The following is a 22,948-nucleotide window of genomic DNA, read 5'->3' as shown; positions in this document are numbered from 1 at the left end:
TGCGCAATGTAAACCAACTCTATAGCTCTTACAGGAGGGCTTGAGGTCTCGTTACAGCGCGTAATGCCCCTTAACGCTGCAAAAATAGGCCTTTTTCACATTTATTCTACAAGCCGCCCATACCATACCACTTATGAACCTTTTCGACTGGCTCCGCAACTGGGGCCGCAAACAACCCACGGAAGCCCCCAAGTTAGATGCAGCAGAGCAGCACTTTATGGGCCTGGATGTCCAGGCCGTGATCAACGCCCATCTGGCCTGGCGAAAGCGCCTCGAAGATGCCATCCTGGGCCACTCCAACGAAGAGCTTGATATTGGCGTCATCATGCAGGACAACCAGTGCCTGCTGGGTCAGTGGCTTTATGGCCAGGCCGCCCGCAGCACCCTGGCCCTGCACCCCGAGTTTACGGCCCTGCGGGAAACGCACCGTACATTCCACCTCTACGCCGCCCGGGTGGTGCAAACCCTCCGCATGCGTGGGGTGGAGGCTGCTCAGGCCATGCTCGAGGCCGACTTCGACCGTCTATCCAAAGACATCGTGTTTAACCTGGCCGCGCTCATGCACAAAGAGCGCACCCTTCACTAAATTCCACCCACCCGCCACACGGCCAATACATGGCCGTGTGGCTACTTTTCATGGGGCATCTAGCCTGTCAATGCATTGAGTAATTCACTCATAGCCCGCCAGGGCCAGGTCGTCCTTGAGAGACTCAACATCTACCCGGCCCGCATAGAGGTTCACCACCTTCCCCTCACCGTCGAGCACAAAGGTCCAGGGGTGACCCAGCGCCTTATAGCGGTTGGCTACGGCCACCGGATTATCACCACCGGGCTGGGCCAGGAGCGGAAGGAACCGGGGGTAGTTTTTCATGTAGTCCCGTACCACCTGTTCAGTGTCGCGGGGCTCACGGCTGATCACCACAAAAGGCACCTGGTATTCCTGTGCAAGCTGGTGCAACTTGGGGAACTCGGCCCGGCAGATGGGGCACCAACTGGCCCAGAAGGTAATCACCATCGGCTTACCCTTGAAGCTATCCAGGGTATAGACCTTGCCAGCCATATCGCGCAGCCGAAAGTCGGGCGCGCTTTGCCCCGGGGATACCGCCAAGCCCACCGCAAACAGAGTTAGAACTGCCAGCCAGCGTTTCATGCTTCCTCCCATTCTGATACCTACAGAGGGTATACTGCTATAAATTAAATAGCAACCGCCCAGCTTTGCACAAGGGGCTTGTTTACATACTTTCAAATAGCGGCCACAGCACAACCCCAAAAGTAATGAGGGTTATATCTCCAAGCAATAGCTTGCACAATTATGTGTGATAATCATTATGAAAACCAGGTTCAAGCGTATGGATGTGTTGACGACCATACCCCTAGGTAGTATTAATTAGGCTATCGAAAACCTTCGGTACGCTATGCGGTACATACTGTTCACAATACTCGGGATTTGCACGGCGGCTCACGCCCAAATGGTGGACTTTGAGCGCTGGTATCCCTATGACCAAGCCAGCCGGTATGCCCAATCGCATGGCCGTATCCTGATGGTTTATTTCTGGAGTGAGGCCTGTCCTTACTGCGACCAGATGAACACTTATGTGCTGTCCGACCCCAAGGTCTCGAGCGTGCTCGAGCGCCGCTTTGTGGTGGCCAGCGTGGACAGCCATAGCCCCGAAGGTCGCGCCCTAAGCGCGCAAATGCGGGCGTTTGGCACTCCCAGTTTTGTCTTCTTCGTACCCCAGGGGGGTACGTTGAAAGAAGCGGGCCGGCTATTTGGTAGCCGCACCCGTGCACAGTTTCTGAGCGAACTGCAGCAGATCTGTGCGAAAGCCGGAGGTGAAGGTTGTGGATAGAAGAACATTTCTAAAAGCATCGGCGGGGGCCGTGGCCGGAACCGTGCTGGCCAATCAGCTCACGGCAGCGCTAGCCCAGGGAGGCCTCGAGGGCGAGGACATCGCCAACCTCGAGAAGGGATTGCAGCAGGTGCTGGGGAAGAGCTTCAAAGACCTGACCCCCTCGCAGCAGGTTAAGCTGGTAGCCCCCACCATCGCCGAGTCGGGCGCCAACGTACCGGTGGAGATCGAGGCCAGCCTGCCCGCCGACCAGGTCAAGGCCATTCACTGCTTTTGTGACAAAAACGCCAACCCCCTGCTCTTTACGGTCGTTCTCAACGGGGTGCTGCCTTACTACGCGACCCGCGTGCGGGTGGCCGAATCCGCCCCGGTACGGGCCGTGGTTGAGACCAAAGACGGCAAGTTCCTGATGGCCGCACAGTCGGTGCGGGTCACGGTAGGCGGTTGCGGTTAAGGAGGCATGACATGGCGATTAACATCTTGGTTCGTTTCAACCCAGCCAAACCCAAAGCTGGCGACGAGGTTCGGGTACAGATTGTAGCACAGCACCCTATGGAGCCCGGCACCCGCCGGGATGCCAGCGGGAAGCTGATCCCTGCCGACCACATCACCGAGGTCAACGTGACCATGGACGGACAGCTCATCGCCCAGGTCAAGCCGGGCCCGGGCACCAGCGCCAACCCCTTGTTCGCCTTCAAGATGAAAGCCAGCAAAGCCGGTCAGCTCAAGGTCGCCTGCAAAGACCTGAACGGCCAGACCGGCGAAAGAACCGCAGACCTCACCCTGGCCTAGGAGGTTCGGATGGGTCGCTTCTGGCGTTTGGTAGGGGCGGTTGCTCTAGCCCTTTTTAGCCTGATGGTGCTGGCCCAGGAAGAAGAGGATCCGGCCAAGGAGGCCGAGAAGCAGAAGAAGCAGCTTTTGGAACAAAGCGGGGGGATTCTCCCCAGCGACCTGTATGTGGAGCAGGGTGAGCAGCTCTTCAAAGCCAAGCGCGGGCCCAAGCAAGCGAGCCTCGAGGCCTGCGACTTTGGCCGGGGGCCGGGGAGGCTCGAGGGGGCGGTGGGGCGGCTGCCCCGCTACTTCTTCGATACAAGGCGGGTGGAAGACCTCGACTCGCGCATCCGCACCTGCATGATTCGCTTGCAGGGCTTCAAACCGGAGGAAATCAAGCGCAGCGAGGTGGTGGCGATCGCATTTTACCTGGCCTCGCTCTCCAACGAGCAGCCGGTTACGGTGCGCCCCTTGCTGCCCCAGGAGAAAAAACTCTACGAGCTGGGCGAGCGGCTCTTTTATCTGCGGGCCGGCCCGCGCGATATGGGCTGTGCCACCTGCCACGTCAGCTACGTGGGCAAGCGGGCGGGGGTGCTCCCCTACTCCGACATCCTCAAAGATAAGCGCGCTGCCAGCCACTGGCCCGCCTTCCGCTACTCCAACGACCAGGCCTGGACCATGGCCGACCGCATCCGGGCTTGCTACAGCAACCTCAGCATGCCCGCGCCCGACTTCTACTCCGAGCCCATCATCGCCCTGACCCTGTTCATGAACGTGCAGGCCAACGGGGCCCGGATGGACTTGCCCGGTTTCATACGCTAGGAGGGTTCTGTGCGGCGAATTTATCTGCTTACGCTCCTGGTGCTCCTGGGCCTGGCACTCGGGCAGACCGGCCCGTCTTACATTGACGCCGAGCTTCAGCGGTTGATTCAGGCAGGGGGGCAGAACTACTCCAACATCCTGCTCAAACAGGCCCCCGACCAGGCCCTGTGCTCCATCCACCGCAACAGGCTACCCGCCGATGTGCTGGGCCCCTTCATCGAGGCCCAGCGCCAAACCATCAAATACCCTGCCGACGGCAAACTGATGGGGGACTGGAAGCAGGGCGACCCCATCTTTAACACCCTGGCCCGTGGCAACTGCTTCTCCTGCCATGTGGGCTCTCCTCGCAACATTGGGGGCAATGTGGGGCCCAGCCTGGAGAAGTACGGCCAGCGCGGCACTTCGGAGGCAGTGCAGAAGTACACCTACGAGGTGATCTACAACACCTGGGCCTACTTCCCCTGCACGGTGATGTACCGCTTCGGGCATGGCGGCCTGCTCAAGCCGGAGGAGATCGCCCATGTGGTGGCCTACCTGCTCGACCCGGCCTCGGACTTCAACACCAAACCGGCGCTGAAGCGCTAACGTTTCTCAACCGCAACACGTTCCCCGGCGGGCCTAGGCCTGGGGATAGGAGGTTTTGTGACCCGACGTGAACTGGTACAACTCATGCTGGCTCTGGGCATCACCTCCCCCAAAGCCTTCGCCCAGGCCATGGAACGCCCTGAGACCCTTTACGATCTGCCTCCTTTTGGCAACGTTACCCTGCTCTTTAACACCGACCTGCACGGCCAGCTGCGGCCCCACTATTTCATGGAACCGCCCAACCTGCTGGCGGCCAAAGCCCTGGAGGGCCAGCCGGGCTACCTCACCGGCGAGGCGTTTTTGCGCTACTACGGCATCCGGCGGGGTAGCCTCGAGGCCTACACCTTCGCCTCGGTGGACTTTGCAGCCCTGGCCCAGCGGTTCGGTCCGATGGGGGGTGGGGCCTACATCGGGGCCCTGATCCAGCAGCAAAAAGCGCTGGCGGGTGAAAAGCGCACCCTGGTACTGGACGGCGGCGATACCTGGACCAACTCCGGTATCTCGCTTCTGACCAAGGGGCAGGTCATGGTGGATTGGATGAACCGGGTGGGCTTCGACCACATGGTCTTCCACTGGGAGTACACCCTGGGGCGTGCGCGCGTGGAGGAACTGGTGCAGGCCCTGAAGGCTAAAATCATCAGCTTCAACATTGTGGACGATCTGTTTGGCGACCCCGTCTACCCACCCTACGCCATCCACGAAATCGGGGGCTATACCATAGGCCTGATTGGTTCAACCTTCCCCTATGTGAAGGTCTCACACCCAGAGGAGTTCTCCGAGGGGCTCTCTTTTGGTGTCCGGGAAAACGAGCTGCAGAAATACGTGGAAGAGCTGCGGGGCAAGGGCGTGGACGCAGTGGTAATGCTCTCGCACAATGGCGTGCCCTTGGATCTGGCCCTGGCCGGGCGCATCAAGGGCCTGGATCTGATTCTGACCGGCCACACCCACGACTTCACCCCGGCGCCCATCCGGGTGGGTAATACCTGGCTGGTGGCCGGAGGTTCGGCGGGCAAGGCCGTGGTGCGGGTGGACCTGCAGATGAAGAAAGGGGGGATTGCCGATATACGGGCCAAGACCCTGCCGGTAGCCACCCGCCTGATCAAGCCCGACCCTGGGCTCGAGGCCTTCATCCGCGAAGCCTACGCCCCTCACCTGGACTACCTCGACCAGGTGCTGGGCACCACCGAGACCCTGCTGTACAAGCGCGACTCCACCTACTCCACCCTGGATGAGCTGGCCGGGCGGGCGGTTCGGGCGGCCTACCCAGAGGTGGAGGTGGCTTTTGGCACCGGTACCCGCTGGGGTACGGCCATCCTGCCGGGCCAGCCCATCACCATGGATCAAATCCTGGCCTACACCGGCTATACCTACCCCGAGGTCTACGTGTTCAAGCTCAAGGGCGAACGCCTGCAGGCTGTATTGGAGGACGTAGCGGCCAACACCTTCAACCCCGACCCCTTCTACCAGCAGGGCGGCGATATGAGCCGGGTCTTCGGCCTGACCTACGACCTGGCGGTGAACGCCCCCACCGGCCAGCGTATCCGCAACGTGGCCATCCAGGGCCGCCGCCTCGACCCCAACCGGGAGTACACCCTGGCCTCCTATGGTGGACGCCTCCAGCGCAGCGGCACCCTGGTGGAGAAGTACACCCCCCGTCCCATCTACGACCTGATTGCCGAATACCTCAAGCAGGTCAAGACCGTCAACATCCCCCCGCGCCCCAGCGTGCGGGTGCTGGATCAGCGCTATGTACTGCCCGGATAACCATTGAGGAGGACAAGAAGTGAAGAAAAGGTATACCTTAGGAGTTTTGGTTGTGCTGCTGGCAGGGCTCACCCTTTCCCAGCAAAGCCCCTTTCAGCAGCGGGTGCAGCAAGCTATCCAGAGCGGCGGTAGCAAGTTCGTCGAGACCATGAAGCAAGACCCCGACCAGGCGCTGTGCTCGCAGTACCGCGACAAACTGCCCCCGGAACAGGTAGGGGCTTTCCTCGAGCGCCAGCGGGCCCTGATTAAGTACCCCGCCGACGGCAAGCTGATGGGGGACTGGAAGCAGGGCGAGGCCCTTTTCACCAACCCCCGCAAAGGCAACTGCTACGCCTGCCACACCGGCGACCCCAAGGAAGCGGGGGCCGGGCGGATGGGGCCGGGGCTGGTGAACTACGGACAGCGCGGCACCAGTGAGGCAGTGGTCAAGTACACCTACGACAAGATTTATAACGCCTGGGCCACCATGCCCTGCTCGCTGATGTACCGAGCCGGCCACCACGGCATTCTGACCCCGGAGGAAACCGCCCACGTAACCGCCTTCCTGCTCGACCCGGCCTCGCCGGTCAACGCCCAGAGGTGATGATATGCGCAACCGCAGCCTGTGGATTGGATTTTTGTTGGCGCTGGGGTTGGGCCTGAGCATCGCCCTCACCCAGCAGCAAGAAGTAGACCCCTACAAGGAAGCCGAGCGGCAGCGGGAGCTGTTCCGCCAGACCGCCGGCATTTTGCCCGGCGAGCTGTACGCCGCCCAGGGCGAAGAACTCTTTGCCCAGAAACGCGGCCCCAAGAACGTCAGCCTCGAGGCCTGCGACTTTGGCCTGGGGCCGGGGAAGCTCGAGGGCGCCCTGACCCAGCTCCCCCGTTACTTTGCCGATACCAGGCGGGTGGAGGACCTCGAGACCCGCATCGTGAGCTGCATGGTGCGGCTACAGGGCTTCAAACCCGAAGAAGTCAAGCGCGAAGATGTGAAGGCCCTCACCGCCTACGTGGCTTCCAAGTCCAGCGAGATGCCCATCAACGTGGTACCCAAAACCTCCCAGGAGATCGCCATGTACAACCTGGGCCGCGAGCTGTGGTACCACCGGGCCGGCGACCGCGACATGAACTGCGCCATCTGCCACGATGCCTACGCCGGGGGCAAGGTGCGGCTCTCGCCGGTGCGCAGCCCGCGCCAGGGCCTATCCAACGAGTGGCCCGCCTATCGCTTCGAGGCCGACAAACTCTACACCCTGCAAGACCGCATTGCCTTCTGCTACGAGTCGGTGGGCATCGCCGCGCCCGAGTTTTATTCCGAGCCTTACATCGCCCTCTCCATCTACATGCTGGCCGAGGCCACCAAGGGCAAGAACAAGTTCACCGAAATACCGGGCTTTACCCGCTAAAGGAGGCATCTATGCGGAAGGGTTGGGTTGTGCTGGTGCTGCTGGGTAGCCTGGGCCTGGCCCAGGAGATGAGCCCGGCCTCACTGCAGGAGATGGGCAACTTCATCAAGAAAACAAACCCCGCCAGCTACCTGCTCTACGCCGCCGAGGCCAAGGACTTTGTAGAGGTCTTCGAGCCTTTTATCCTAGACGTTCGCACCGCCGAGGAACGCTCGAGGGGCTTCCTGCCCGGCTCGGTGCACATCCACATCAGCCAGCTCCCCGACCGCCTGGGTGAGCTGCCCAAAGAAAAAGATAAGCCCATCCTGGTCTACTGCGGCACCGGGCACGTCAGTGCGGTAGCGGCGGCCTATTTGCGGGCCCTGGGCTACCGCGAAGTTAAGAACCTGAACGGGGGTTTTCGGGCCTGGCTCGAGCTAGGTCTGCCGGTACAAAGACCCTAAAGGAGAGCTATGAAGATCAAGTGGATGCTGTGGTTGGGTTTTATTCTCTCACTGTCGGTTCTAGCCCAGTCGCTGGAAACCACCCTGCGCGGGGTTAGCGTGGCCGAGGCCCAGGCCCGGGTCGAGGCCGCCATTGGCGCCCAGGGGCTCAAGGTGGCCCGCACCCTCAACCTGGGTGGGCAGGTCAAAAACTTTAAGGCCGACTTCCCCGACTACCTGTTGATGGTGCTCGAGCCCGAGGCCGGGGCGCTGGCTGCGGTGCAGGAAAACGTGATGACCGCCATTATCCTGCCTCCCACCATCTACGTGCACGCCGCCCGGCCCGGGATGGTTACGGTGGGCACCTTCGACCCCGACCTGATGTTTGCCATGCTGGGGGTCAAAAACACCAAGAGCCGCCTTCTGGGAGCCAGGCTCAAAGCGGTAATTGCCAGCCTGGGGCTGCCCCGTAAAGTGGCGCCGGCCATGATGCCCGACCCCAGCTCCGGCATGATGCCAGCCCTGATGTATGTGGTCGAGGGGGGCAACGTGGATGAACTCACCCTCCTGATCGAAAGCGAGCTGGGGAATAACGGCCTCAACGTGCTGCCCTCGGTCAAGATGGGCGAGGTAGTGAGCATCCAGCCCTGCAAGAGCGAGTGGGCCTACGAGATGTTCATGGCCCAGCCGGCCGGTGGCTTTGCCGCGCCCTGCCGTTTCTTTGTGGCCCCCATGCCCGGCGGGGTGCTGGTGGGGGCCATCGAGCCCATGCTGATGGGCATCATGCCAGGGGTGGCTCAGAACCAGGCCACCATGGGGATGCTCCAGGAGGCCCGGCGGGTGATGAGCCAGATCCTGGAGGGGGTGGGCGGCCAGCCCTATCGCCCCCAGCAATAGGTGTTATAACCCTTTGTTATGGCTGTCATGGGCTTGGATAGAATCTGATAAATTTGCTTTTAAACCCAAGCTCACAGAGATTATCGAGGGAAAGCCCCCGAAGTGGCTTGGGTTATGGGAGGAAGCATGAGCAAGGTAACGCGTCGAAAACTTCTCAAAGCAGGTGCGGTAGCGGGTGCGGCGGCAGCCAGCAGCGCCTTTGCCCAGGAGTTTTTCAGCAAGCCCAGCAGCGTGCTGGGGCCGGCCAGGGGCAACCGCGTGGTGATTATCGGTGGGGGCTGGGGCGGCGTGAGCACGGCCCGGCATCTGCGGCGCAAGAACCCCAACATCGAGGTGGTGCTGATCGAGAAGAACCCCGCCTTTATGTCCTGCCCCATGAGCAACCTGTACCTGGGTGGGGTGAAGGATCTCGACTTTATCGTCTTCGATTACGCCAATGTGGCCAAGGCCGGGGTCACCATCATCAACGAACGGGCCATCGAGGTCAACCGGGCGGGCCGCTATGTGCGCACCACCAGCGGCCTGGTCTTCTACAACTACCTGGTGGTCTCGCCCGGCATTGACTACATGTACGAGGCCATCCAGGGCTACAGCGAGGTCAAGCAGTTCCTGCCGGTGGGCTTCAAGCCCTGGGAGCACATCGCCCTCAAACGTCAGCTCGACAACTTCGAGGGCGGCGATCTGGTGCTGGCCATCCCCAAGCCCCCCTACCGCTGCCCCCCGGGCCCTTATGAGCGGGCGGCCATGCTGGCCTACTACCTCAAGACCAACCAGATCAAGGGCAAGGTGATTGTGCTGGACGCCAACCCCGGCCCCGTCTCCAAAGGCCCCGGCTTTATTGCCGCTTACAACGACCTCTACAAGGACTACATCCAGTACATCCCCCAGGCCGAGGTCACGGCCATTGACTATGCCAAGAAGGAGGTCAAGACCCCTTTGGGCGAGTTCAAGTTCGACCTGGCCAACATCATCCCGCCCATGAAAGCCGGCGAAATTGTGCGTACCGCAGGGCTGGGCGACCGCTGGGCCAACGTGCGGCTGCCTTCGTTCCTCTCCGAGCGGGATGACCGGGTTTACATCATCGGCGACGTGATCGGCAATGTGCCCTACCCCAAGAGCGGGCAGGTGGCCTACAACGATGGCAAGATCATCGCCGAGCACATCGCCCAGCGCATTGCCAGTAAGCGCCTGGACGAGATTGTCAACCCGCTGCCCGACAACATCTGCTATAGCTTTGTAAGCAGCGAGGAGTCCATCTGGGTCTCGCACAAGCACAACTGGGACGAGGCCGCCCGGCAGGTCCGGCAGCAATCCACCGTGGACAACAACCGTTCCAAACCCAACGGGGCCCTGGCCTTCGAGTGGGCTCGAGGCCTGTGGGGCGACATGTTTGGCCCAGGCGCTTAAGCCTGGGAAACCGGGGGTGGGGGCGAGATCTCCCACCCCTCCTTAGGAGAACACACCGGATGAACCGTCGTAAACTGTTGCAACTTCTGAGCAAAGGGGCGACTGCCGGAGCCTTTGTAAAGCTCTCCGGGGGCCTGGCCCAGAGCAAAATTCCCCAAGGCGCTACCGAGACCATGAGGGTGTTGGGGGCTACCCTGCGCGAGTATGGGGAACGTAGCGAGTTCGAAAAGGACGTGATTCGCTATATCTCGCCCAACCTGCGCAGCCGCCACACCGGCGCCGACTTTTCCCCGTTGGAGAAGCTCGAGGGCGTCATCACCCCCAGCTCGCTGCACTTCGAGCGGCACCACGGGGGGGTGCCCAACGTAAACCCCGCCGACTACCGGCTGGTGATTCACGGGATGGTCGAGCGGCCCCTGATGTTCACCCTACAGGATCTCAAGCGCCTGCCCTCGGTCACTCGCACCTACTTCATTGAGTGCGCCGGCAACGGGCAGAACGGCTACCGCAACCCCCCCGACATGACCCTGACCGCCACCCGCAGCCGGGGCCTGGTCTCCAACTCTTCCTGGACAGGGGTGCCCCTCTCGATTCTGCTCAAGGAGGCGGGCCTCAAGGAGGGCGCCCGCTGGCTGATTCCCGAGGGGCAGGATGCTGCCGCTTATACCCGCAGTCTGCCGCTGGAAAAAGCCCTGGACGATGTGCTGGTGGCCTATGCCCAAAACGGCGAGGCCATCCGGCCCGAGCAGGGCTACCCGGTGCGCCTGGTGGTGCCGGGCTGGGAGGGGAGCATCCAGGTCAAGTGGCTGCGGCGTATCCAGGTGACCGATACCCCGGTCATGAGCAAGGACGAGACCTCGGAATACACCGACGTGATGGCCGACGGGAAAATCTATGCCTTTACCTGGGTGATGGATCCGGAGTCCATCATCACCTATCCTTCGGGGTTGCAGCAGATTTCGCGGGGTTTCCACGAGATTCGCGGCCTGGCCTGGAGCGGCCACGGGCGCATCCGCCGGGTGGAGATCTCGCTGGATGGCGGCAAAACCTGGAAACAAGCCAGCCTCGAGCCCGCCCCCGATGCGCTCTCGGTGGTGCGCTTCAAGTACAACTGGGTCTGGGATGGCCGCGAGACGGTCATCATGAGCCGGGCCTGGGACGAAAAAGGCAACACCCAGCCCACCCAGGAGGAGTTTTTTGCTAAGTGGGCCCGCAACAACCGCTATCACTACAACGCCATCCAGGCCTGGCGGATTGGGGCCGACGGCAAGGTGGTCAACGGCGATAAGACCCTGGCCGGGGCCCCCGCCCGGCTCGGCGCGGTGGGCTGGGGCGGCTGTGGAGGTGAGTCCTGATGCGGCGCAAGCGGTTTTATGTGGCCCTTCTAGCCCTGGCCCTCTCGGCCTTGGTGCTGGCCCAAGGGCGTTATCAGATCGGCACCCCGCTGAGCGAGCAGGAGGTGCAGCAGTGGAACATCCGGCCCTCCATCCTGGCCAACGGGGTGGGCCTGCCCCCCGGCCAGGGTACGGTAGACGAGGGGGCCAAGGTCTATGCCACCCACTGCGCCAGCTGCCACGGGGCCACCGGCGAAGGGGGGGCCTTCACCCGGCTGGTCTCCGAGCCCTTCCCCATCACCAAAGAGGTGGATTCGGTGGACTTTGCCATCGGGAACTACTGGCAGTATGCCACCACCCTTTTCGACTACACCCGCCGGGCCATGCCCTTTGCCACGCCGGGCATTCTCAGCGACGACGAGGTGTACGCGGTGGTGGCTTACATCCTCTACCAGAACGGGATCATTGACGAAAGCGAGCCCATGAACGCCCAGACCCTGCCCAAGGTGCAGATGCCGGCCCGCGCCCTGTTGGAGCTCGACCCCACCACCCAGAAGCGCTTCCCCTGGATCAAGCTCCCTTAGAGGTTAAGCATGGACCGACGCAATTTTCTCGACCTACTGGCCAAGGGCACCTCGCTGGGCCTGCTGCTCAAGCTCTCCCCTTTGGGGATGCTCGAGTTCGTACAGGCCCAGTCCAGCGCCACCAGCTTCCCCAAAGCCCTGCTGGTAGACAAGGCCGGCAACCCCCTCAAGCTAAGCACCCTCAAGCCCCACGAGCCTTTTGTTTTTGCCTATCCCTTCGCCGCCACCCCCAACATCCTGGTCAATGTGGACGCCGAACTACCCCCGGTGGAGGTGAAGATGCCCGACGGCAAGAACTACCGCTGGCCCGGCGGGGTGGGTAAGGGTAGGAGCATCGTGGCCTACACCAGCATCTGCCCGCATAGCTACAGCTACGCCGCCCCCAACCTGGGGGCCATGGGCTACTACAAGCCCGAAGGGAATCGCGGCCCCCGGATGGTCTGCTGCGCCCACCTCTCGGCCTTTGACGTGGCCCGGGGCGGCGAGGTCAAAGGGGGGCCGGCCCCCCACGCCCTGGCCGCGGTGGCGCTCGAGTACGACGCCGCCAAGGACGAAGCCTACGCCATGGGCTTTTTAGGCAACCCCCAGTTCGACGAGTTTTTCCGGGCCCAGAACCAAGCCCTGCGCGACCTGTTCCGCACCACCGCCCGGGCCCGTGAAGAGGTGAGCAAAGCCACCGTCATCCCCTACGCCGAGCACACCAAGGTGCCCACCACCTGCCCGGTTTTGGGGTAGACCTCGAGCCCAGCCCATGACCCTTAGCCTCCCCATCGCTTTTTTGGCAGGAATCCTCTCGTTCCTGTCGCCCTGTGTGCTCCCCCTGGTGCCCACCTACCTGCTATACCTGGGCGGACAGCAGGGCCGCCCCATCCGCAACGCCCTCTTCTTTGTGCTGGGCTTTTCGGCCATCTTCTTTTTGCTGGGCCTGCCCTTCACCCTGCTGGGGGGCTTGCTCTTCGAGTACCGCGACCTGCTGGGGCGCATTGGGGGTGGGGTGCTCATCCTGCTGGGGCTGTATATGCTGGGCCTCAAACCCAAGTGGGGGGTGAACCTGCGCTACCAGGGCCCCACCGACCGCCCCTGGGGGGCCTTCGTGCTGGGCATCGTACTGGGGTTAGGCTGGACGCCCTGCATTGGCCCCATTCTGGGAGGCATCCTCACCCTCACCGCTACCGGCGGGGGCATCCATCTGCTGGTGGCCTACATCCTGGGCCTGGCCGTGCCCTTTATGCTGGTGGCCCTCTTTGCCGAGCGGGCTCGAGCCTTCCTGAGGCGCGCCGCGCGGCTTTCCCATACGGTGGAGATCGTGGCCGGTGTGGCGCTGATCGCCGTGGGAATTCTCCTGCTCACCGGCACCTATACCCAGCTCAACAGCTTCTTCCTCAGGATCACCCCCGAGTGGCTGCAAAAACTGTTGTGAGGGGAGGACAGATGAAGCCACGCAGGTCTAAGCTGGACTGTACCTTTACCGACCTCGAGGCCCTGGAAGGCCTCCTTCGTCGCCTCAAGCGCATTGAGGGCCAGGTGCGGGGCTTGCAGCGGATGGCCCAGGAAGGGCGACCCTTCAGCGAGCTACTGGATCAGATCAATGCAACCCGCAAAGCCATGGACTCGGTAGCCAGCGTGGTGTTGGAGGAATACCTGAACGTCTGGGAGGCCCAGGCTGCAGCGGACGATGCGGAGCTGAGCAAAGGCCATATCGCCATGATTCTGCGCAAGATAATCTGACCATCCAGTCCCTTCTCTGCGTAAGAGACTGTCTTAATACCCTCCCTCATGCTATAGTCGCGCATGGAACTCAGACAAAGCCGCTACCCCAGCGATCTGACCGACCAGGAATGGGCCATCCTGGCGCCCCTGATGCCTCAGCCCTCCGCCTCCCTCCATCGCCCCAGGGAGCATCCCTGGCGGGAAATCCTGAACGGCATCTTCTACATCACCCGTGCCGGTTGCGCCTGGCGCATGATGCCCTACGACCTGCCCCACTGGAAAACCGTCTATCACTACTTCCGTTTGTGGCGCAAATCTGGTTTCCTGCAACAGATACACACCACCCTGCGCGAGAAAACCCGCCGTAGAGCAGGACGCCTGCTTGAACCCAGTGCGGGGATTCTGGACAGCCAGAGCGTGAAGACCTCGGGAAAAGGGGGGTCAGGGGGTATGACGCGGGCAAGAAGGTAAAGGGGCGCAAACGGCATCTCTTGGTGGATACCCAGGGGCTGGTGCTGGGGGTCAAGGGGCTGCCCGCCCACCTCAGGGATGCGGAGGGCGGGCGAGAGCTGCTGGAGGGGGCCAGGGGGCTGTCGAAGCGGTTATCGCACCTGTTTGTGGATGGGGGGTACAAGCGTAGGTTCGAGGAATGGGTCCGGCGCACCTTGGGCTGGACGGTGGAGGTGGTGCGCAGGCCGGATGCCAACTTCCGGGGGATTTGGTGGCCCAAAGACCGGCCTCTTCCGGAAGACTTGGAGGAGGAACTGCGGAAGAGGACGCGGGGGCATCGGGGGTTTGTGGTGATTCCCCGCAGATGGGTGGTGGAGCGCACCTTACGCAGACAAGCGGGCCTCCGCACACGGAGGCACGTCTGCTTGGCCCTGCCTGGCTCAGTTTCAGCCGCAGGCTGAACCGAGACTATGAGCTTCTACCCGAGACCTCAGAAACCTTCATCTACACGGCGATGATCCGGCTTATGGTCAGAAGATTGGCCTCCTAGAAAGTATTAAGACAATCTCTTAGGCTTATCAAAGTGAACGATACTACCGAAATGCGTATGATATTTCCCCATCCTGGGGCCCCCGCGGGAAGCGCAAATAGGTTATTGAACAAGAACACGTTGTTTTCTGCAACGGGCCAAGGCGCAAAGCTTCCCGTGGGGTACATGAAAGCCCCCTCGCTCGAGGGGGCTTTTTATTTTAGGCCTGCAAGCGCGGGCGGCGCGTCCGGGTTAGCAGCCAGATGCCCGCCAGGAGCAGCATGAGGGGCAGCCCCCACTGGAGCAAAAACCCGAGCAAGCCTGCTGCCACGCCAACGGCACTACCCACCACCCACAGCACCGGCCCCAGAACCAGCAACACCAGCAGCAGCGGGAAGAGCAACACCCCCAGCACCGCCAGCGCCGGTAGGGCCGCGATGGCCAGCGCCACCCCCAGAATCGGCCCCAGCAATCCCGTAACCACCAGAACCGCGAGAACAACCAGCGACCACCCGAGGAGTTCCATGCTTTGAGGGTAGCGCAGCCGAGGGTGGGGGTGGTAAGCCCCCTTACACTTCAAAGCTCCTCATCCCCCTGGCCCAAACCCTGCTTGCGGAAGCGGGCCACCAGCACGGGCGCGAGCAGCGAGAGCCCCGCCAGCACCCACAAGCCAACGGCAATGGGGCTGCTGAACAGATAGCCCACATCGCCGTTGCTGATGGTCATGGCCCGGCGCAGGTTAATCTCCATCAGGTAGCCCAGCACCAGGCCCAATAGCACCGGGGCCAGGGGAAACTCGAGCTTGCGCATCAGGTAGCCCACCAGCCCAAACACCGCCATCAGGAGCAGATCGAAGGGGTTGTTGTTGACCGCATAGACCCCAATGAAGCTGATGGCTAGCACTGCCGGAATCAGGAACCAGGCCGGCACCGCCAGAAGCCGCACAAAGAGGCCCACCAGCGGCAGGTTCAGGAGCAACAGCACCGCGTTGCCCACGTACATCGAGGCAATCAGACCCCAGACCACCTCGGGGTGCTGCTGAAACATCTGCGGCCCCGGCGTCACCCCCAGGCTCATCAGGGCCCCCAGCATGATGGCGGTGGTGCCGCTACCGGGCAGGCCCAGGGTGAGCAGGGGAATCATGGCCCCGCCCGCCGCGGCGTTGTTGGCCGACTCGGGGGCGGCCACCCCGCGCAGGTCACCCTCACCGAACCGGGCCTTATCGCCCAAGAGACGCTTCTCGGTGGTGTAGGCCACGAAGCTGGCGATGGAGGCCCCCGCACCGGGCAAAACCCCAATCAGGAAGCCCAGCACGCTGCTGCGCAGAATGGTGAAGAGCGAGCCCATGAAGTCCTTGAAGGAGAGGTAGATGCGCCCCACCTGGGCCCGCACGGCCCCAGGGGTTTTCTCCTCCAGAAGCATGAGCACCTCGCTCACCGCGAAGAGGCCGATGGCCACCACCAGAAAATCCATGCCGTCCTCGAGCTGCAAGAAGCCAAAGGTGTAGCGCGAGATGCCCGACTGGGGGTCCTGGCCCACCGTGGCCAGCATTAGGCCAAAGCCGGTGGCGATCAGGGCTTTGAACATGTTCTTGCCCGCCAGGGCCGAGAGGGTGGAGAAGCCAAAGACCATCAGGGCGAAGTACTCGGCCGGCCCGAAGCGGATGGCCCACTGGGCCAGCAGAGGGCCCAGGGTCATCAGGCCCACCACCGAGAGGGTGCCGGCGATAAACGAGCCCCAGGCGGCCATGGCCAGGGCCGGGCCGGCTTTGCCCTGCTTGGCCAGCTTGTTACCGTCAATTGCGGTGACTACCGACGAGGTTTCGCCAGGGATGTTGAGCAGGATGCTGGTAGTGGAGCCGCCGTACATGGCCCCGTAGTAGATGCCGGCCAGCAGAATCAGGGCCGACTCGGGCGGCATCTTGAGGGCAAAGGTGAGGGGCACCAGCAGGGCCACCCCGCTGATGGGGCCGATGCCGGGCAGCACCCCGATGAGCGTGCCTACCAAGCAGCCCAGCACCACCAGGAGCAGGTTGAGGGGCTCTAAGGCCACCCCAAAGCCGTTAAGGAGCGCTTGCAGGATGTCCATAGGCCGCTCCTATCCGAAAATCCGGCCCACCGGCAGGGTTACGCCCAGGCCTTCGGTGAACAGGAAGTAGACCGCCAGCGTAAAAGCCAGCGCCCCGCCCAGCCCTTGCCACCAGCGCGCCCCAAACAAAACCGAGAGCAGGGCCATCTCGAGGGTGGTGGTGAGGATAAAGCCCAGCGGAACCACCAGGTAGGCGTAGGCTACCAAGCTCAGGAGCACCAGCCCCAGCACCGGCCAAAAGCGCGGGGCCGGCCAGGTGGGGTTAGGGTCGGGCTTGAAGAGGAGCCACAGGGCCGAAAGCCCCACCAGAATGGCGATGATATACGGGAAAGGCCGGGGGCCCAGGGGGTCGGAGAGGAAGCCCACCTGCATCCGGCTGGCCTCGAGGCCATACCCCAGGGCCAGCAACAAAATCAGGATGCCTACGATGCGGTCGGTCATAGGGGAGGCTCAAAGTGAGGGCCGACACCCAGCAGCGGTGGGCCCTGGGCTATCGGCCATCGGGTTGGGGGCTACCGGATGATGCCCAGCTCGCGGGAGAGGTTGCGGAACTGGTTGACCTGGCGGTCAATAAAGACCTGAAACTCGGCCCCGGTCATGAAGAACTGGCCCAGGCTGTTTTGTTCGCGAATCTTGGCCCATTCGGGGCTGCGCTCCACCTGCCGCAAAGCTCGAGCCCAGAACTCGTAGGCGTTGGCCGGCATGTTTTTGGGCGCATAAAAACCGCGCCAGACCACCCAATCCACGTTGTAACCCAGCTCTTTGAGGGTGGGCACGTTGGCGTAGGGCGCGGGGAGGCGGCGGGGCGACATCATCCCCAGCACCCGCACCGTACCGGCCTCGACCTGGGCGCGAAGCTCCGAGGCATCCCCGGCAAATACCTGGATAAAGCCCCCCAACAAGGAGGTCAGGGCCTGGCCACCGCCGTCGAAGGGCACGTACTTGATCGAGCGCGGCTCGATACCGGCCGCCCGGCCCAGCAACAGCACCTTCATGTGGTCTTGGCCGCCCACGGCGCTCCCACCGCCCACCGCGATCTTGGAGGGGTCGGCCTTCCAGGCAGCTACCAGCTCCTGCATGGTTTTCCAGGGGGCGTCGGCCTTGACCGCCACCAGGCCGAAATCGGCAGCCACTGCGCCCAGCCAGCGCACATCGCGCTCGGTAAAGCGGCTGAACTGCCCCTGGGCCAGGCGCACCGTGGTGGCCGGGCTGGCCGCCACAATCAGGTTGGCATCGTCGCCCCGCTGGGTGACCACATTGGCATAGGCCACCCCCCCACCGCCACCGGTTACGTTGGTGGTTTTAATCGGTTGGGTCACAATCTTGAGATCTTGCATGACCTGGGCCACGCTGCGGCAGGTGAAGTCCCAGCCGCCCCCCGCGCCAGCAGGCGCGATGCACTCGGGGTTGCGCGGGGTGAACTGGGCCAGTCCACCGCCAAGAGCCAGCAAAACCACAGCTAAAGTTGCCAGTCGCATCATGAATCCTCCTTATTTGGCAAAGTTGCCACATGTGCAGAGTGTCTAAGATTCTATCCCGCTTGACCTGCCCGTCAAGACCTGCCAGGGGCCAGCAAAACAGAACCCTCGAGGCTCCTTAGCAGGGCTTCCCTCGAGCGCTCGAGGTGCTGCTGCAAAAAAGCCGCGGCCTCCTCGCCCTTGCCCTGCTGCACCAGCTCGATCAGGGTGAGGTGGTCGCTCAGGGCCTGGTCGGCCCCCTGTGGACGGGTGATCTCGAGGTAGCGGGCACGGTAAATCCGCCCCAGCACCTGGGCCAGCGAAGCCACCACAAAGCGGTTGCCGGTGAGTTTGGCCAGGGCCAGGTGAAAGTCGGTGGCTTTTTCCAGTTCGACCTCGGGGTCGAGGTCGGCTTCTACCGAGGCCAGCAGGTCGCGGAGCTGGCGGGCGTTGGGACGCCGGGCCGCCGCCATCCGGACGATCTGACCCTCGAGCCAGCTTCTAAACTCGAAGGCCTCTTCCAGCTCGGCCAGATCAATGGGGGCCACGGTGTAGACCCGGCCGGTGCGCTGTACCAGCCCTTCGCGGAAAAGCTGTTGAATCGCGGCCCGAATCGGCGTGCGGGAAACAGCCAGGAGTTCTTCCAGCTTGCGCTCAACCAGGGGTTCTCCAGGGCGTAATTCCAGCGACAAAATTAAGCGGCGCAAGCGGCGATAGGCTTCTTCGGTTTGCGGTGCAAGCATAGAGGTAGATGCTATGCTACCCTCTTTGGTATACCATCTCAAGTCCAACCTGGAAAGCACGGTGCTTGTGCGATCTACCCGGATGCCACCGCAGCCGGTGTCACCTGGTTCAGGGCTTGAGCCAGATCGGCTATTAGATCTTGGGGGTCTTCGATGCCCACCGACAACCGCACCAACGTATCGGTTACTCCGTGCAGTTCGCGGATTTCGGGGGGCAGGAGCTGGTGGGTGGTAGAGGCCGGGTGGGTGGCCAGCGACTCCACATCGCCCAGGCTCACCGCCTGGGTGAAAAGCTTCAAACCATCCAGGAAGATTGCAGCCGCCTGCTTTGAAGCTAGTTCGATGGAAACCAGACCGCCAAAGCCCTGCATCTGCCGCTTGGCAACCTCGTGGCCAGGATGGGCGCTCAGGCCAGGGTAGTGCACACGCTGGACGGCGGGATGGGCTGACAGATATTCCGCTACTTTGGCCGCTCCTTCACAGTGGGCCTCCATGCGTAAAGGCAAGGTCTTGAGGCCCCGCAACATCAGGTAGCCCTCGAAAGCCCCCAGGGTTCCACCAATATGCCGCAGTCCCTCGGCCCGTACAGCCTCCATCAGCTCCTTAGGCCCTGCCAAAACACCGGCCAGGCAGTCGCCGTGCCCGCCAATGTATTTGGTCGCGGAATGCAACACCAGATCAATACCGTGCTCCAAAGGGCGGGTCAGATAGGGGGTGGCAAAGGTGTTGTCTACCACGGTCAAGACCCCCCTGGCCCGTGCAATTTGGGCTACCGCTGCCAGGTCGTAGATGCGCAGGGTGGGGTTGGTGGGGGTCTCGAAGTAGATCAGCTTGGTCGCAGCAGAAACAATATTGGGCAGGTTTTCCACACTCCCCGCATCCCTCACGCGAACCCCAAACCTGGTCAGGGTTTCCAGAAAATAGCCCTCGGTTCCGCCGTAGAGCGGGGCCAGGTACACGATCTCGTCGCCGGGGGCCAGCAGGGTGTTGCACAGTGCGCTGATAGCAGCCATCCCACTGGCAAAGGCCACCGCTTCTTGGGCCCCTTCCAAGGCGGCCAGTTTCTCTTCGAAGGCCCGCACGGTGGGGTTGCCGATGCGCCCATAGATGTAGCCCGGCTCCTCGCCAGCAAACAGCCGCTCGCCCCTGGCAAAGGAACCATAAGCAAAGGTAGAGGTGCTGTAGATCGGCACCACGTGCGCCCCAGTCTGGGGATCGGGATGGTGTCCAGCGTGAACTGCGCGGGTTCTGAGTTTCATACATTACCTCTGGATCCAACTGGATTGTTGCTTGATTTCAAGATAGCACCCCAACCCCGGCAGGTGTGTGCAATAACGCCCATCTAAACCCAAAGCTATGCAATCCGATGCCAAAAATAGATAAAATAGTGCAATCTTATGGCAGCAATCGAGCTGGATAAAAAAGACCGCAAGATTCTAAACATCCTGCAAAACCGGGGCAACATCCCCAACAACGACTTGGCCGAGCTGGTCAACCTTTCCCCTTCTACCTGCCTGCGCCGGGTCAGGCGGCTGGAAGAGCTGGGAGTCATTCGCGGCTATGTGGCCCTGCTGGATGCCGAAAAGCTGGGGCGCAGCCTTTGTGTGTTCGTGCGGGTCAAGCTCGACCACAAGAGCCGTGCCGACGTGGAGCATTTCGAGCGCGAGGTGCTCCAATACCCCGAGGTAACCGAGTGTCATGTGGTAATGGGCGAGGACGACTTCCTATTAAAAATCATGGTCGCTGATCTGAACGACTTCCAGAAATTTTTGCTGGATCACCTGACGGCCATCCAGGGCCTGAGCACGGTGATCTCCTCGGCGGTGTTGCGGCAGGTCAAGAGCACCACCGAGTTGCCAGTATGACAGACTGTTCCAGCCCTTAGCGGCGGTCGAATTCTTGTCATTTGTGAGTAGGGACAAACGTTGTAGCGTAAAATCTTTACAATATAAAGCATGGTTCAAATTGCAGCGCAGCAGTGGTGTCATGCGTTGGCCGAACTGGCTTCGACAGCAGCTTCTGGCTCAGATGAAGCAGTTCTTTTACGCAAAGGCCTCGAGGTTCTGCGCTGCAACCTGGGGGCGCGCTGTGGCGAAGTCTATCGCTTTTGGCAAGGAAAGTCCGTACTGGAACACCTGCAAAACTGCCAGATAGACTGCCCCCTCAGCCAGACCTCGCAGGAGTTAGCTCAGATGGCCGCGGATACACAACAGGCCACCTGGCACGGACGTGTGGTGGCCCTGCCTTTGCAAGCGGCTGGGCAGGTGCGCGGAGTTTATGTGTTGCACCTGCCCGACGACCCGGCCCCTTCGGAAGAGGAATTTTTGAGCCTCAGCGCCGCGCTGGTCGCGATGGGGCTCCTGCGCGCCAGCGAGGTGGATCGGCTGCGGGGGCGCGAGGCCCAGCGCAGCACGCTCATGCACCAGTTGCTTTTTGCCCAGGAGGAAGAACGCCGCCGGGTGGGGCGGGAATTGCACGACGAGGTGGGCAGTCAGCTTACCGGTGCGCTGCTGGCCTTGCAGATTACTGAGAAACGCCCGGAATACCTGGGCGAGGCCCGCAAAGCAGTGGTGCAAGCGCTTGAAGAAGTGCGCCGCCTCTCCCGCGAACTGCGCCCTGCCGTGTTGGACGACCTGGGGCTGGCCAGGGCCCTCGAGCGCTACCTGCACGAGTACCAGCAACGCACCCGGCTGCAGGTGCAGGCCGAGATCGAGTGTCCCAACCTACGCGAGAGCCAGCAGATCGCCCTCTTCCGGGTGATCCAGGAGGCCCTGACCAATGTGGCCCGCCATGCCCAGGCTCACCAGGTCTACGTGGGGCTTTCTGCCTGGGACAAGCGGGTGCGGGGTCTGATCGCCGACGATGGGCAGGGCTTTGATCCGCAACATACCCCTACCTCCATCGGGATGGTGGGCATGCGCGAACGGATCGAACAGTTGGGCGGCAGCCTGAGTGTGGAAAGCAGGCCAGGACAGGGTACGCGCATCAGTTTTGTGGTGCCGCTATGAGGGTGGCGCTGATTGAAGACCATGCCCTGATTCGCACCGGCCTGCGGCTGTTGCTCGAGTCCGCCAACCATTGGGTCGAAGCCGAGTTTGACCGGGCTGAGGAAGCCCTGGCCTGGCTCTCTAAAGACAAAAAAGTTGTGCCGGATTTGCTCATCCTCGACCTCAACCTGGCCGGTATGTCGGGGCTGGAAGCACTACCAAGGTTGCGTGCACAGACCAAGGTATTGGTGCTTTCCATGCACGAGGAAGCAGAGTATATCGCCGAAGCCTTTGCCGGTGGGGCCAGCGGCTACCTGCCCAAGCGGGCCGCAGATCGGGATTTGCTGGATGCAGTAGCGGCCATTGCCCGTGGAGAGCGCTATTTGCACCCTCTACTGGCCCCATACCTGGCCGAACACATGGGTCTGCCAACCCCCGAGGCCCTCTCGGAGCGGGAGCGTGCGGTGGTGGGGCTGCTGGCCCAAGGCTATAACCTGAGCCAGTCCGCCGAAAAACTCGGTATCTCGGTCAAGACTGCCGCAACCTACAAGGCCCGTGCCTTGGACAAACTGGGCCTGGAATCCCAGCCCGAGTTGGTGCAGTGGGCCAGAGAGCGCGGGCTGGTGTAGGAATTCTTCCGACGTAGTTGTAAGACCTTCCCTGACCTCGCAATTACAAGGTTGGTCTAGCCTAGAATCAGGAGGTTAGGAAATGAAACAACAAAAGTTGCTCCTGGTTGTGCTGCTGGCCCTGGTTCCCGTTCTAGCTTCTTCCGCAAATTTCTCTGCCATCACCGTCCGCGAGATGGGTACCTTCCTCTCCACCCTGCCCACCGACTTCTATGGTGTGCAGACTGCAGCGGCCAAGGCCCAGATTGATGCCATCAAGCCCTTCCTCTTGGATGTGCGCGAAGCCAGTGAGTACAAGGAAGGTTTCATCGCTGGTGCAGTGAATATTCCCATCCGTGAGCTCCCTGCCAAGCTGGCCAGCCTGCCCAAGGACAAACCCATCCTGATCTACTGCGGCATCGGCCACCGTGGCGCGCTGGCCGTGCCCTTCCTGCGCGGCCAAGGCTACAATGTCAAGAGCATCATGGGTGGCTACAAAGGCTGGGTCGCAGCCAATCTGCCCGTCGTAAAAGAATAACAAGTCTCCTGAGCCTT

The 22,948-nt window shown here is 62.1% G+C and carries 28 protein-coding genes and 1 pseudogene; 22 read left to right on the top strand and 7 right to left on the bottom strand.

From position 1 onward, the window contains the following. Nucleotides 1–133 precede the first annotated feature (133 nt). Nucleotides 134–586 (top strand): CZB domain-containing protein, encoded by a 453-nt coding sequence (locus WKI89_RS06950; protein WP_337868448.1) that lies wholly within the window; start codon nt 134–136, stop codon nt 584–586. Between the two features lie 84 nt (nt 587–670). On the opposite strand, the gene WKI89_RS06945 is transcribed toward WKI89_RS06950, so the two are convergent. Beyond that, entirely contained in the window at nt 671–1,150 is a 480-nt protein-coding gene (locus WKI89_RS06945) for a TlpA disulfide reductase family protein (protein WP_337868447.1), read from the bottom strand. Between the two features lie 265 nt (nt 1,151–1,415). Between WKI89_RS06945 and WKI89_RS06940 the strand changes: the two genes are divergently transcribed. The 17 genes and pseudogenes from WKI89_RS06940 (at nt 1,416) to WKI89_RS06860 (ending at nt 14,531) form a co-directional block, all read left to right on the top strand. After that, nucleotides 1,416–1,850, top strand: coding sequence for a thioredoxin fold domain-containing protein (locus tag WKI89_RS06940; RefSeq protein WP_337868446.1), 435 nt, complete (start codon nt 1,416–1,418; stop codon nt 1,848–1,850). Next, entirely contained in the window at nt 1,843–2,304 is a 462-nt protein-coding gene (gene soxY, locus WKI89_RS06935) for a thiosulfate oxidation carrier protein SoxY (RefSeq protein WP_337868445.1), read from the top strand. The genes WKI89_RS06940 and soxY overlap by 8 nt, the downstream gene beginning before the upstream one ends. 11 nt (nt 2,305–2,315) lie before the next feature. After that, nucleotides 2,316–2,642: a thiosulfate oxidation carrier complex protein SoxZ gene (gene soxZ, locus WKI89_RS06930; protein WP_337868444.1), complete on the top strand. Its 327-nt coding sequence runs from the start codon at nt 2,316–2,318 to the stop codon at nt 2,640–2,642. A gap of 9 nt (nt 2,643–2,651) precedes the next feature. After that, nucleotides 2,652–3,443, top strand: a complete 792-nt coding sequence (gene soxA, locus WKI89_RS06925) for a sulfur oxidation c-type cytochrome SoxA (RefSeq protein ID WP_337868443.1) — start codon at nt 2,652–2,654, stop codon at nt 3,441–3,443. Between the two features lie 9 nt (nt 3,444–3,452). Further along, nucleotides 3,453–4,028 carry a sulfur oxidation c-type cytochrome SoxX gene (gene soxX, locus WKI89_RS06920; RefSeq protein WP_337868442.1) on the top strand — a complete coding sequence of 192 codons (576 nt, stop codon included), beginning with the start codon at nt 3,453–3,455 and terminating at the stop codon, nt 4,026–4,028. A 57-nt stretch (nt 4,029–4,085) separates the two neighbouring features. After that, entirely contained in the window at nt 4,086–5,792 is a 1,707-nt protein-coding gene (gene soxB / locus WKI89_RS06915; protein WP_337868441.1) for a thiosulfohydrolase SoxB, read from the top strand. 19 nt (nt 5,793–5,811) lie between these two features. Then, nucleotides 5,812–6,375 carry a sulfur oxidation c-type cytochrome SoxX gene (gene soxX, locus WKI89_RS06910; protein ID WP_337868440.1) on the top strand — a complete coding sequence of 188 codons (564 nt, stop codon included), beginning with the start codon at nt 5,812–5,814 and terminating at the stop codon, nt 6,373–6,375. 4 nt (nt 6,376–6,379) lie between these two features. Next, the gene (gene soxA, locus WKI89_RS06905) at nt 6,380–7,177 is read left to right on the top strand and encodes a sulfur oxidation c-type cytochrome SoxA (protein WP_337868439.1); all 798 of its coding nucleotides are present in this window, start codon (nt 6,380–6,382) and stop codon (nt 7,175–7,177) included. Between the two features lie 11 nt (nt 7,178–7,188). Next, complete coding sequence (locus WKI89_RS06900; protein ID WP_337868438.1) at nt 7,189–7,620, top strand: rhodanese-like domain-containing protein; 432 nt, start codon at nt 7,189–7,191, stop codon at nt 7,618–7,620. A gap of 9 nt (nt 7,621–7,629) precedes the next feature. Next, the gene (locus WKI89_RS06895; protein ID WP_337868437.1) at nt 7,630–8,496 is read left to right on the top strand and encodes a translation initiation factor 2; all 867 of its coding nucleotides are present in this window, start codon (nt 7,630–7,632) and stop codon (nt 8,494–8,496) included. Nucleotides 8,497–8,622: 126 nt separating this feature from the next. Further along, entirely contained in the window at nt 8,623–9,903 is a 1,281-nt protein-coding gene (locus WKI89_RS06890) for an FAD-dependent oxidoreductase (protein ID WP_337868436.1), read from the top strand. 59 nt (nt 9,904–9,962) lie between these two features. Continuing rightward, on the top strand, nt 9,963–11,258 hold the full coding sequence (soxC, locus tag WKI89_RS06885) for a sulfite dehydrogenase (RefSeq protein WP_337868435.1): 1,296 nt from the start codon (nt 9,963–9,965) through the stop codon (nt 11,256–11,258). Then, nucleotides 11,258–11,821 carry a cytochrome c gene (locus WKI89_RS06880; RefSeq protein ID WP_337868434.1) on the top strand — a complete coding sequence of 188 codons (564 nt, stop codon included), beginning with the start codon at nt 11,258–11,260 and terminating at the stop codon, nt 11,819–11,821. Before soxC ends, WKI89_RS06880 begins: the two co-directional genes overlap by 1 nt. Nucleotides 11,822–11,830: 9 nt before the next feature. After that, a complete protein-coding gene (locus tag WKI89_RS06875) occupies nt 11,831–12,556 on the top strand; it encodes a Rieske (2Fe-2S) protein (protein WP_337868433.1) in 726 nt (241 codons plus the stop codon). 16 nt (nt 12,557–12,572) lie between these two features. After that, nucleotides 12,573–13,241, top strand: a complete 669-nt coding sequence (locus WKI89_RS06870) for a cytochrome c biogenesis CcdA family protein (protein ID WP_337868432.1) — start codon at nt 12,573–12,575, stop codon at nt 13,239–13,241. Between the two features lie 11 nt (nt 13,242–13,252). Continuing rightward, entirely contained in the window at nt 13,253–13,549 is a 297-nt protein-coding gene (locus WKI89_RS06865; protein ID WP_337868431.1) for a metal-sensitive transcriptional regulator, read from the top strand. Between the two features lie 63 nt (nt 13,550–13,612). Further along, nucleotides 13,613–14,531, top strand: a pseudogene (locus WKI89_RS06860) (IS5 family transposase). A gap of 199 nt (nt 14,532–14,730) precedes the next feature. Here the strand turns inward: WKI89_RS06860 and WKI89_RS06855 are convergent. The 6 genes from WKI89_RS06855 to WKI89_RS06830 all read right to left on the bottom strand — a co-directional run bounded on the left by WKI89_RS06855 (nt 14,731) and on the right by WKI89_RS06830 (nt 20,057). Continuing rightward, complete coding sequence (locus tag WKI89_RS06855) at nt 14,731–15,036, bottom strand: hypothetical protein (RefSeq protein WP_337868430.1); 306 nt, start codon at nt 15,034–15,036, stop codon at nt 14,731–14,733. A 50-nt stretch (nt 15,037–15,086) separates the two neighbouring features. Next, a complete protein-coding gene (locus WKI89_RS06850) occupies nt 15,087–16,598 on the bottom strand; it encodes a tripartite tricarboxylate transporter permease (protein ID WP_337868429.1) in 1,512 nt (503 codons plus the stop codon). 9 nt (nt 16,599–16,607) lie between these two features. Beyond that, on the bottom strand, nt 16,608–17,039 hold the full coding sequence (locus WKI89_RS06845) for a tripartite tricarboxylate transporter TctB family protein (protein WP_337868428.1): 432 nt from the start codon (nt 17,037–17,039) through the stop codon (nt 16,608–16,610). Between the two features lie 71 nt (nt 17,040–17,110). Next, nucleotides 17,111–18,076: a tripartite tricarboxylate transporter substrate-binding protein gene (locus WKI89_RS06840; protein ID WP_337868488.1), complete on the bottom strand. Its 966-nt coding sequence runs from the start codon at nt 18,074–18,076 to the stop codon at nt 17,111–17,113. A gap of 74 nt (nt 18,077–18,150) precedes the next feature. Then, nucleotides 18,151–18,798: a GntR family transcriptional regulator gene (locus tag WKI89_RS06835; protein WP_337868427.1), complete on the bottom strand. Its 648-nt coding sequence runs from the start codon at nt 18,796–18,798 to the stop codon at nt 18,151–18,153. 74 nt (nt 18,799–18,872) lie between these two features. Beyond that, nucleotides 18,873–20,057: a PLP-dependent aspartate aminotransferase family protein gene (locus WKI89_RS06830; protein WP_337868426.1), complete on the bottom strand. Its 1,185-nt coding sequence runs from the start codon at nt 20,055–20,057 to the stop codon at nt 18,873–18,875. Between the two features lie 138 nt (nt 20,058–20,195). Here WKI89_RS06830 and WKI89_RS06825 point away from each other — a divergent pair, with 138 nt between their 5' ends. The 4 genes from WKI89_RS06825 to WKI89_RS06810 all read left to right on the top strand — a co-directional run bounded on the left by WKI89_RS06825 (nt 20,196) and on the right by WKI89_RS06810 (nt 22,931). Further along, complete coding sequence (locus tag WKI89_RS06825) at nt 20,196–20,663, top strand: Lrp/AsnC family transcriptional regulator (RefSeq protein WP_337868425.1); 468 nt, start codon at nt 20,196–20,198, stop codon at nt 20,661–20,663. A gap of 90 nt (nt 20,664–20,753) precedes the next feature. Next, a complete protein-coding gene (locus WKI89_RS06820) occupies nt 20,754–21,806 on the top strand; it encodes a sensor histidine kinase (RefSeq protein WP_337868424.1) in 1,053 nt (350 codons plus the stop codon). Then, nucleotides 21,803–22,414 carry a response regulator transcription factor gene (locus WKI89_RS06815; protein ID WP_337868423.1) on the top strand — a complete coding sequence of 204 codons (612 nt, stop codon included), beginning with the start codon at nt 21,803–21,805 and terminating at the stop codon, nt 22,412–22,414. Before WKI89_RS06820 ends, WKI89_RS06815 begins: the two co-directional genes overlap by 4 nt. An 82-nt stretch (nt 22,415–22,496) precedes the next feature. Next, entirely contained in the window at nt 22,497–22,931 is a 435-nt protein-coding gene (locus tag WKI89_RS06810) for a rhodanese-like domain-containing protein (RefSeq protein WP_337868422.1), read from the top strand. Nucleotides 22,932–22,948: the final 17 nt, after the last annotated feature.

The organism is Meiothermus sp., assembly GCF_037443965.1.
In the GTDB taxonomy this organism is placed as follows: Bacteria; Deinococcota; Deinococci; order Deinococcales; family Thermaceae; genus Meiothermus.
Note: the sequence above shows the minus strand (reverse complement) of the source record. Positions and strands in the feature narration are given on the sequence as shown.

Bases quoted from the DNA above. Each gene is read 5' to 3' on its own strand.
- WKI89_RS06950 (WP_337868448.1), top strand. From the start codon at position 134: ATGAACCTTTTCGACTGGCTCCGCAACTGGGGCCGCAAACAACCCACG.
- WKI89_RS06945 (WP_337868447.1), bottom strand. From the start codon at position 1,150: ATGAAACGCTGGCTGGCAGTTCTAACTCTGTTTGCGGTGGGCTTGGCG.
- WKI89_RS06940 (WP_337868446.1), top strand. From the start codon at position 1,416: ATGCGGTACATACTGTTCACAATACTCGGGATTTGCACGGCGGCTCAC.
- soxZ (WP_337868444.1), top strand. From the start codon at position 2,316: ATGGCGATTAACATCTTGGTTCGTTTCAACCCAGCCAAACCCAAAGCT.
- soxA (WP_337868443.1), top strand. From the start codon at position 2,652: ATGGGTCGCTTCTGGCGTTTGGTAGGGGCGGTTGCTCTAGCCCTTTTT.
- soxA (WP_337868439.1), top strand. From the start codon at position 6,380: ATGCGCAACCGCAGCCTGTGGATTGGATTTTTGTTGGCGCTGGGGTTG.
- WKI89_RS06900 (WP_337868438.1), top strand. From the start codon at position 7,189: ATGCGGAAGGGTTGGGTTGTGCTGGTGCTGCTGGGTAGCCTGGGCCTG.
- WKI89_RS06895 (WP_337868437.1), top strand. From the start codon at position 7,630: ATGAAGATCAAGTGGATGCTGTGGTTGGGTTTTATTCTCTCACTGTCG.
- WKI89_RS06890 (WP_337868436.1), top strand. From the start codon at position 8,623: ATGAGCAAGGTAACGCGTCGAAAACTTCTCAAAGCAGGTGCGGTAGCG.
- soxC (WP_337868435.1), top strand. From the start codon at position 9,963: ATGAACCGTCGTAAACTGTTGCAACTTCTGAGCAAAGGGGCGACTGCC.
- WKI89_RS06880 (WP_337868434.1), top strand. From the start codon at position 11,258: ATGCGGCGCAAGCGGTTTTATGTGGCCCTTCTAGCCCTGGCCCTCTCG.
- WKI89_RS06875 (WP_337868433.1), top strand. From the start codon at position 11,831: ATGGACCGACGCAATTTTCTCGACCTACTGGCCAAGGGCACCTCGCTG.
- WKI89_RS06870 (WP_337868432.1), top strand. From the start codon at position 12,573: ATGACCCTTAGCCTCCCCATCGCTTTTTTGGCAGGAATCCTCTCGTTC.
- WKI89_RS06865 (WP_337868431.1), top strand. From the start codon at position 13,253: ATGAAGCCACGCAGGTCTAAGCTGGACTGTACCTTTACCGACCTCGAG.
- WKI89_RS06855 (WP_337868430.1), bottom strand. From the start codon at position 15,036: ATGGAACTCCTCGGGTGGTCGCTGGTTGTTCTCGCGGTTCTGGTGGTT.
- WKI89_RS06850 (WP_337868429.1), bottom strand. From the start codon at position 16,598: ATGGACATCCTGCAAGCGCTCCTTAACGGCTTTGGGGTGGCCTTAGAG.
- WKI89_RS06845 (WP_337868428.1), bottom strand. From the start codon at position 17,039: ATGACCGACCGCATCGTAGGCATCCTGATTTTGTTGCTGGCCCTGGGG.
- WKI89_RS06840 (WP_337868488.1), bottom strand. From the start codon at position 18,076: ATGCGACTGGCAACTTTAGCTGTGGTTTTGCTGGCTCTTGGCGGTGGA.
- WKI89_RS06835 (WP_337868427.1), bottom strand. From the start codon at position 18,798: ATGCTTGCACCGCAAACCGAAGAAGCCTATCGCCGCTTGCGCCGCTTA.
- WKI89_RS06830 (WP_337868426.1), bottom strand. From the start codon at position 20,057: ATGAAACTCAGAACCCGCGCAGTTCACGCTGGACACCATCCCGATCCC.
- WKI89_RS06825 (WP_337868425.1), top strand. From the start codon at position 20,196: ATGGCAGCAATCGAGCTGGATAAAAAAGACCGCAAGATTCTAAACATC.
- WKI89_RS06820 (WP_337868424.1), top strand. From the start codon at position 20,754: ATGGTTCAAATTGCAGCGCAGCAGTGGTGTCATGCGTTGGCCGAACTG.
- WKI89_RS06815 (WP_337868423.1), top strand. From the start codon at position 21,803: ATGAGGGTGGCGCTGATTGAAGACCATGCCCTGATTCGCACCGGCCTG.
- WKI89_RS06810 (WP_337868422.1), top strand. From the start codon at position 22,497: ATGAAACAACAAAAGTTGCTCCTGGTTGTGCTGCTGGCCCTGGTTCCC.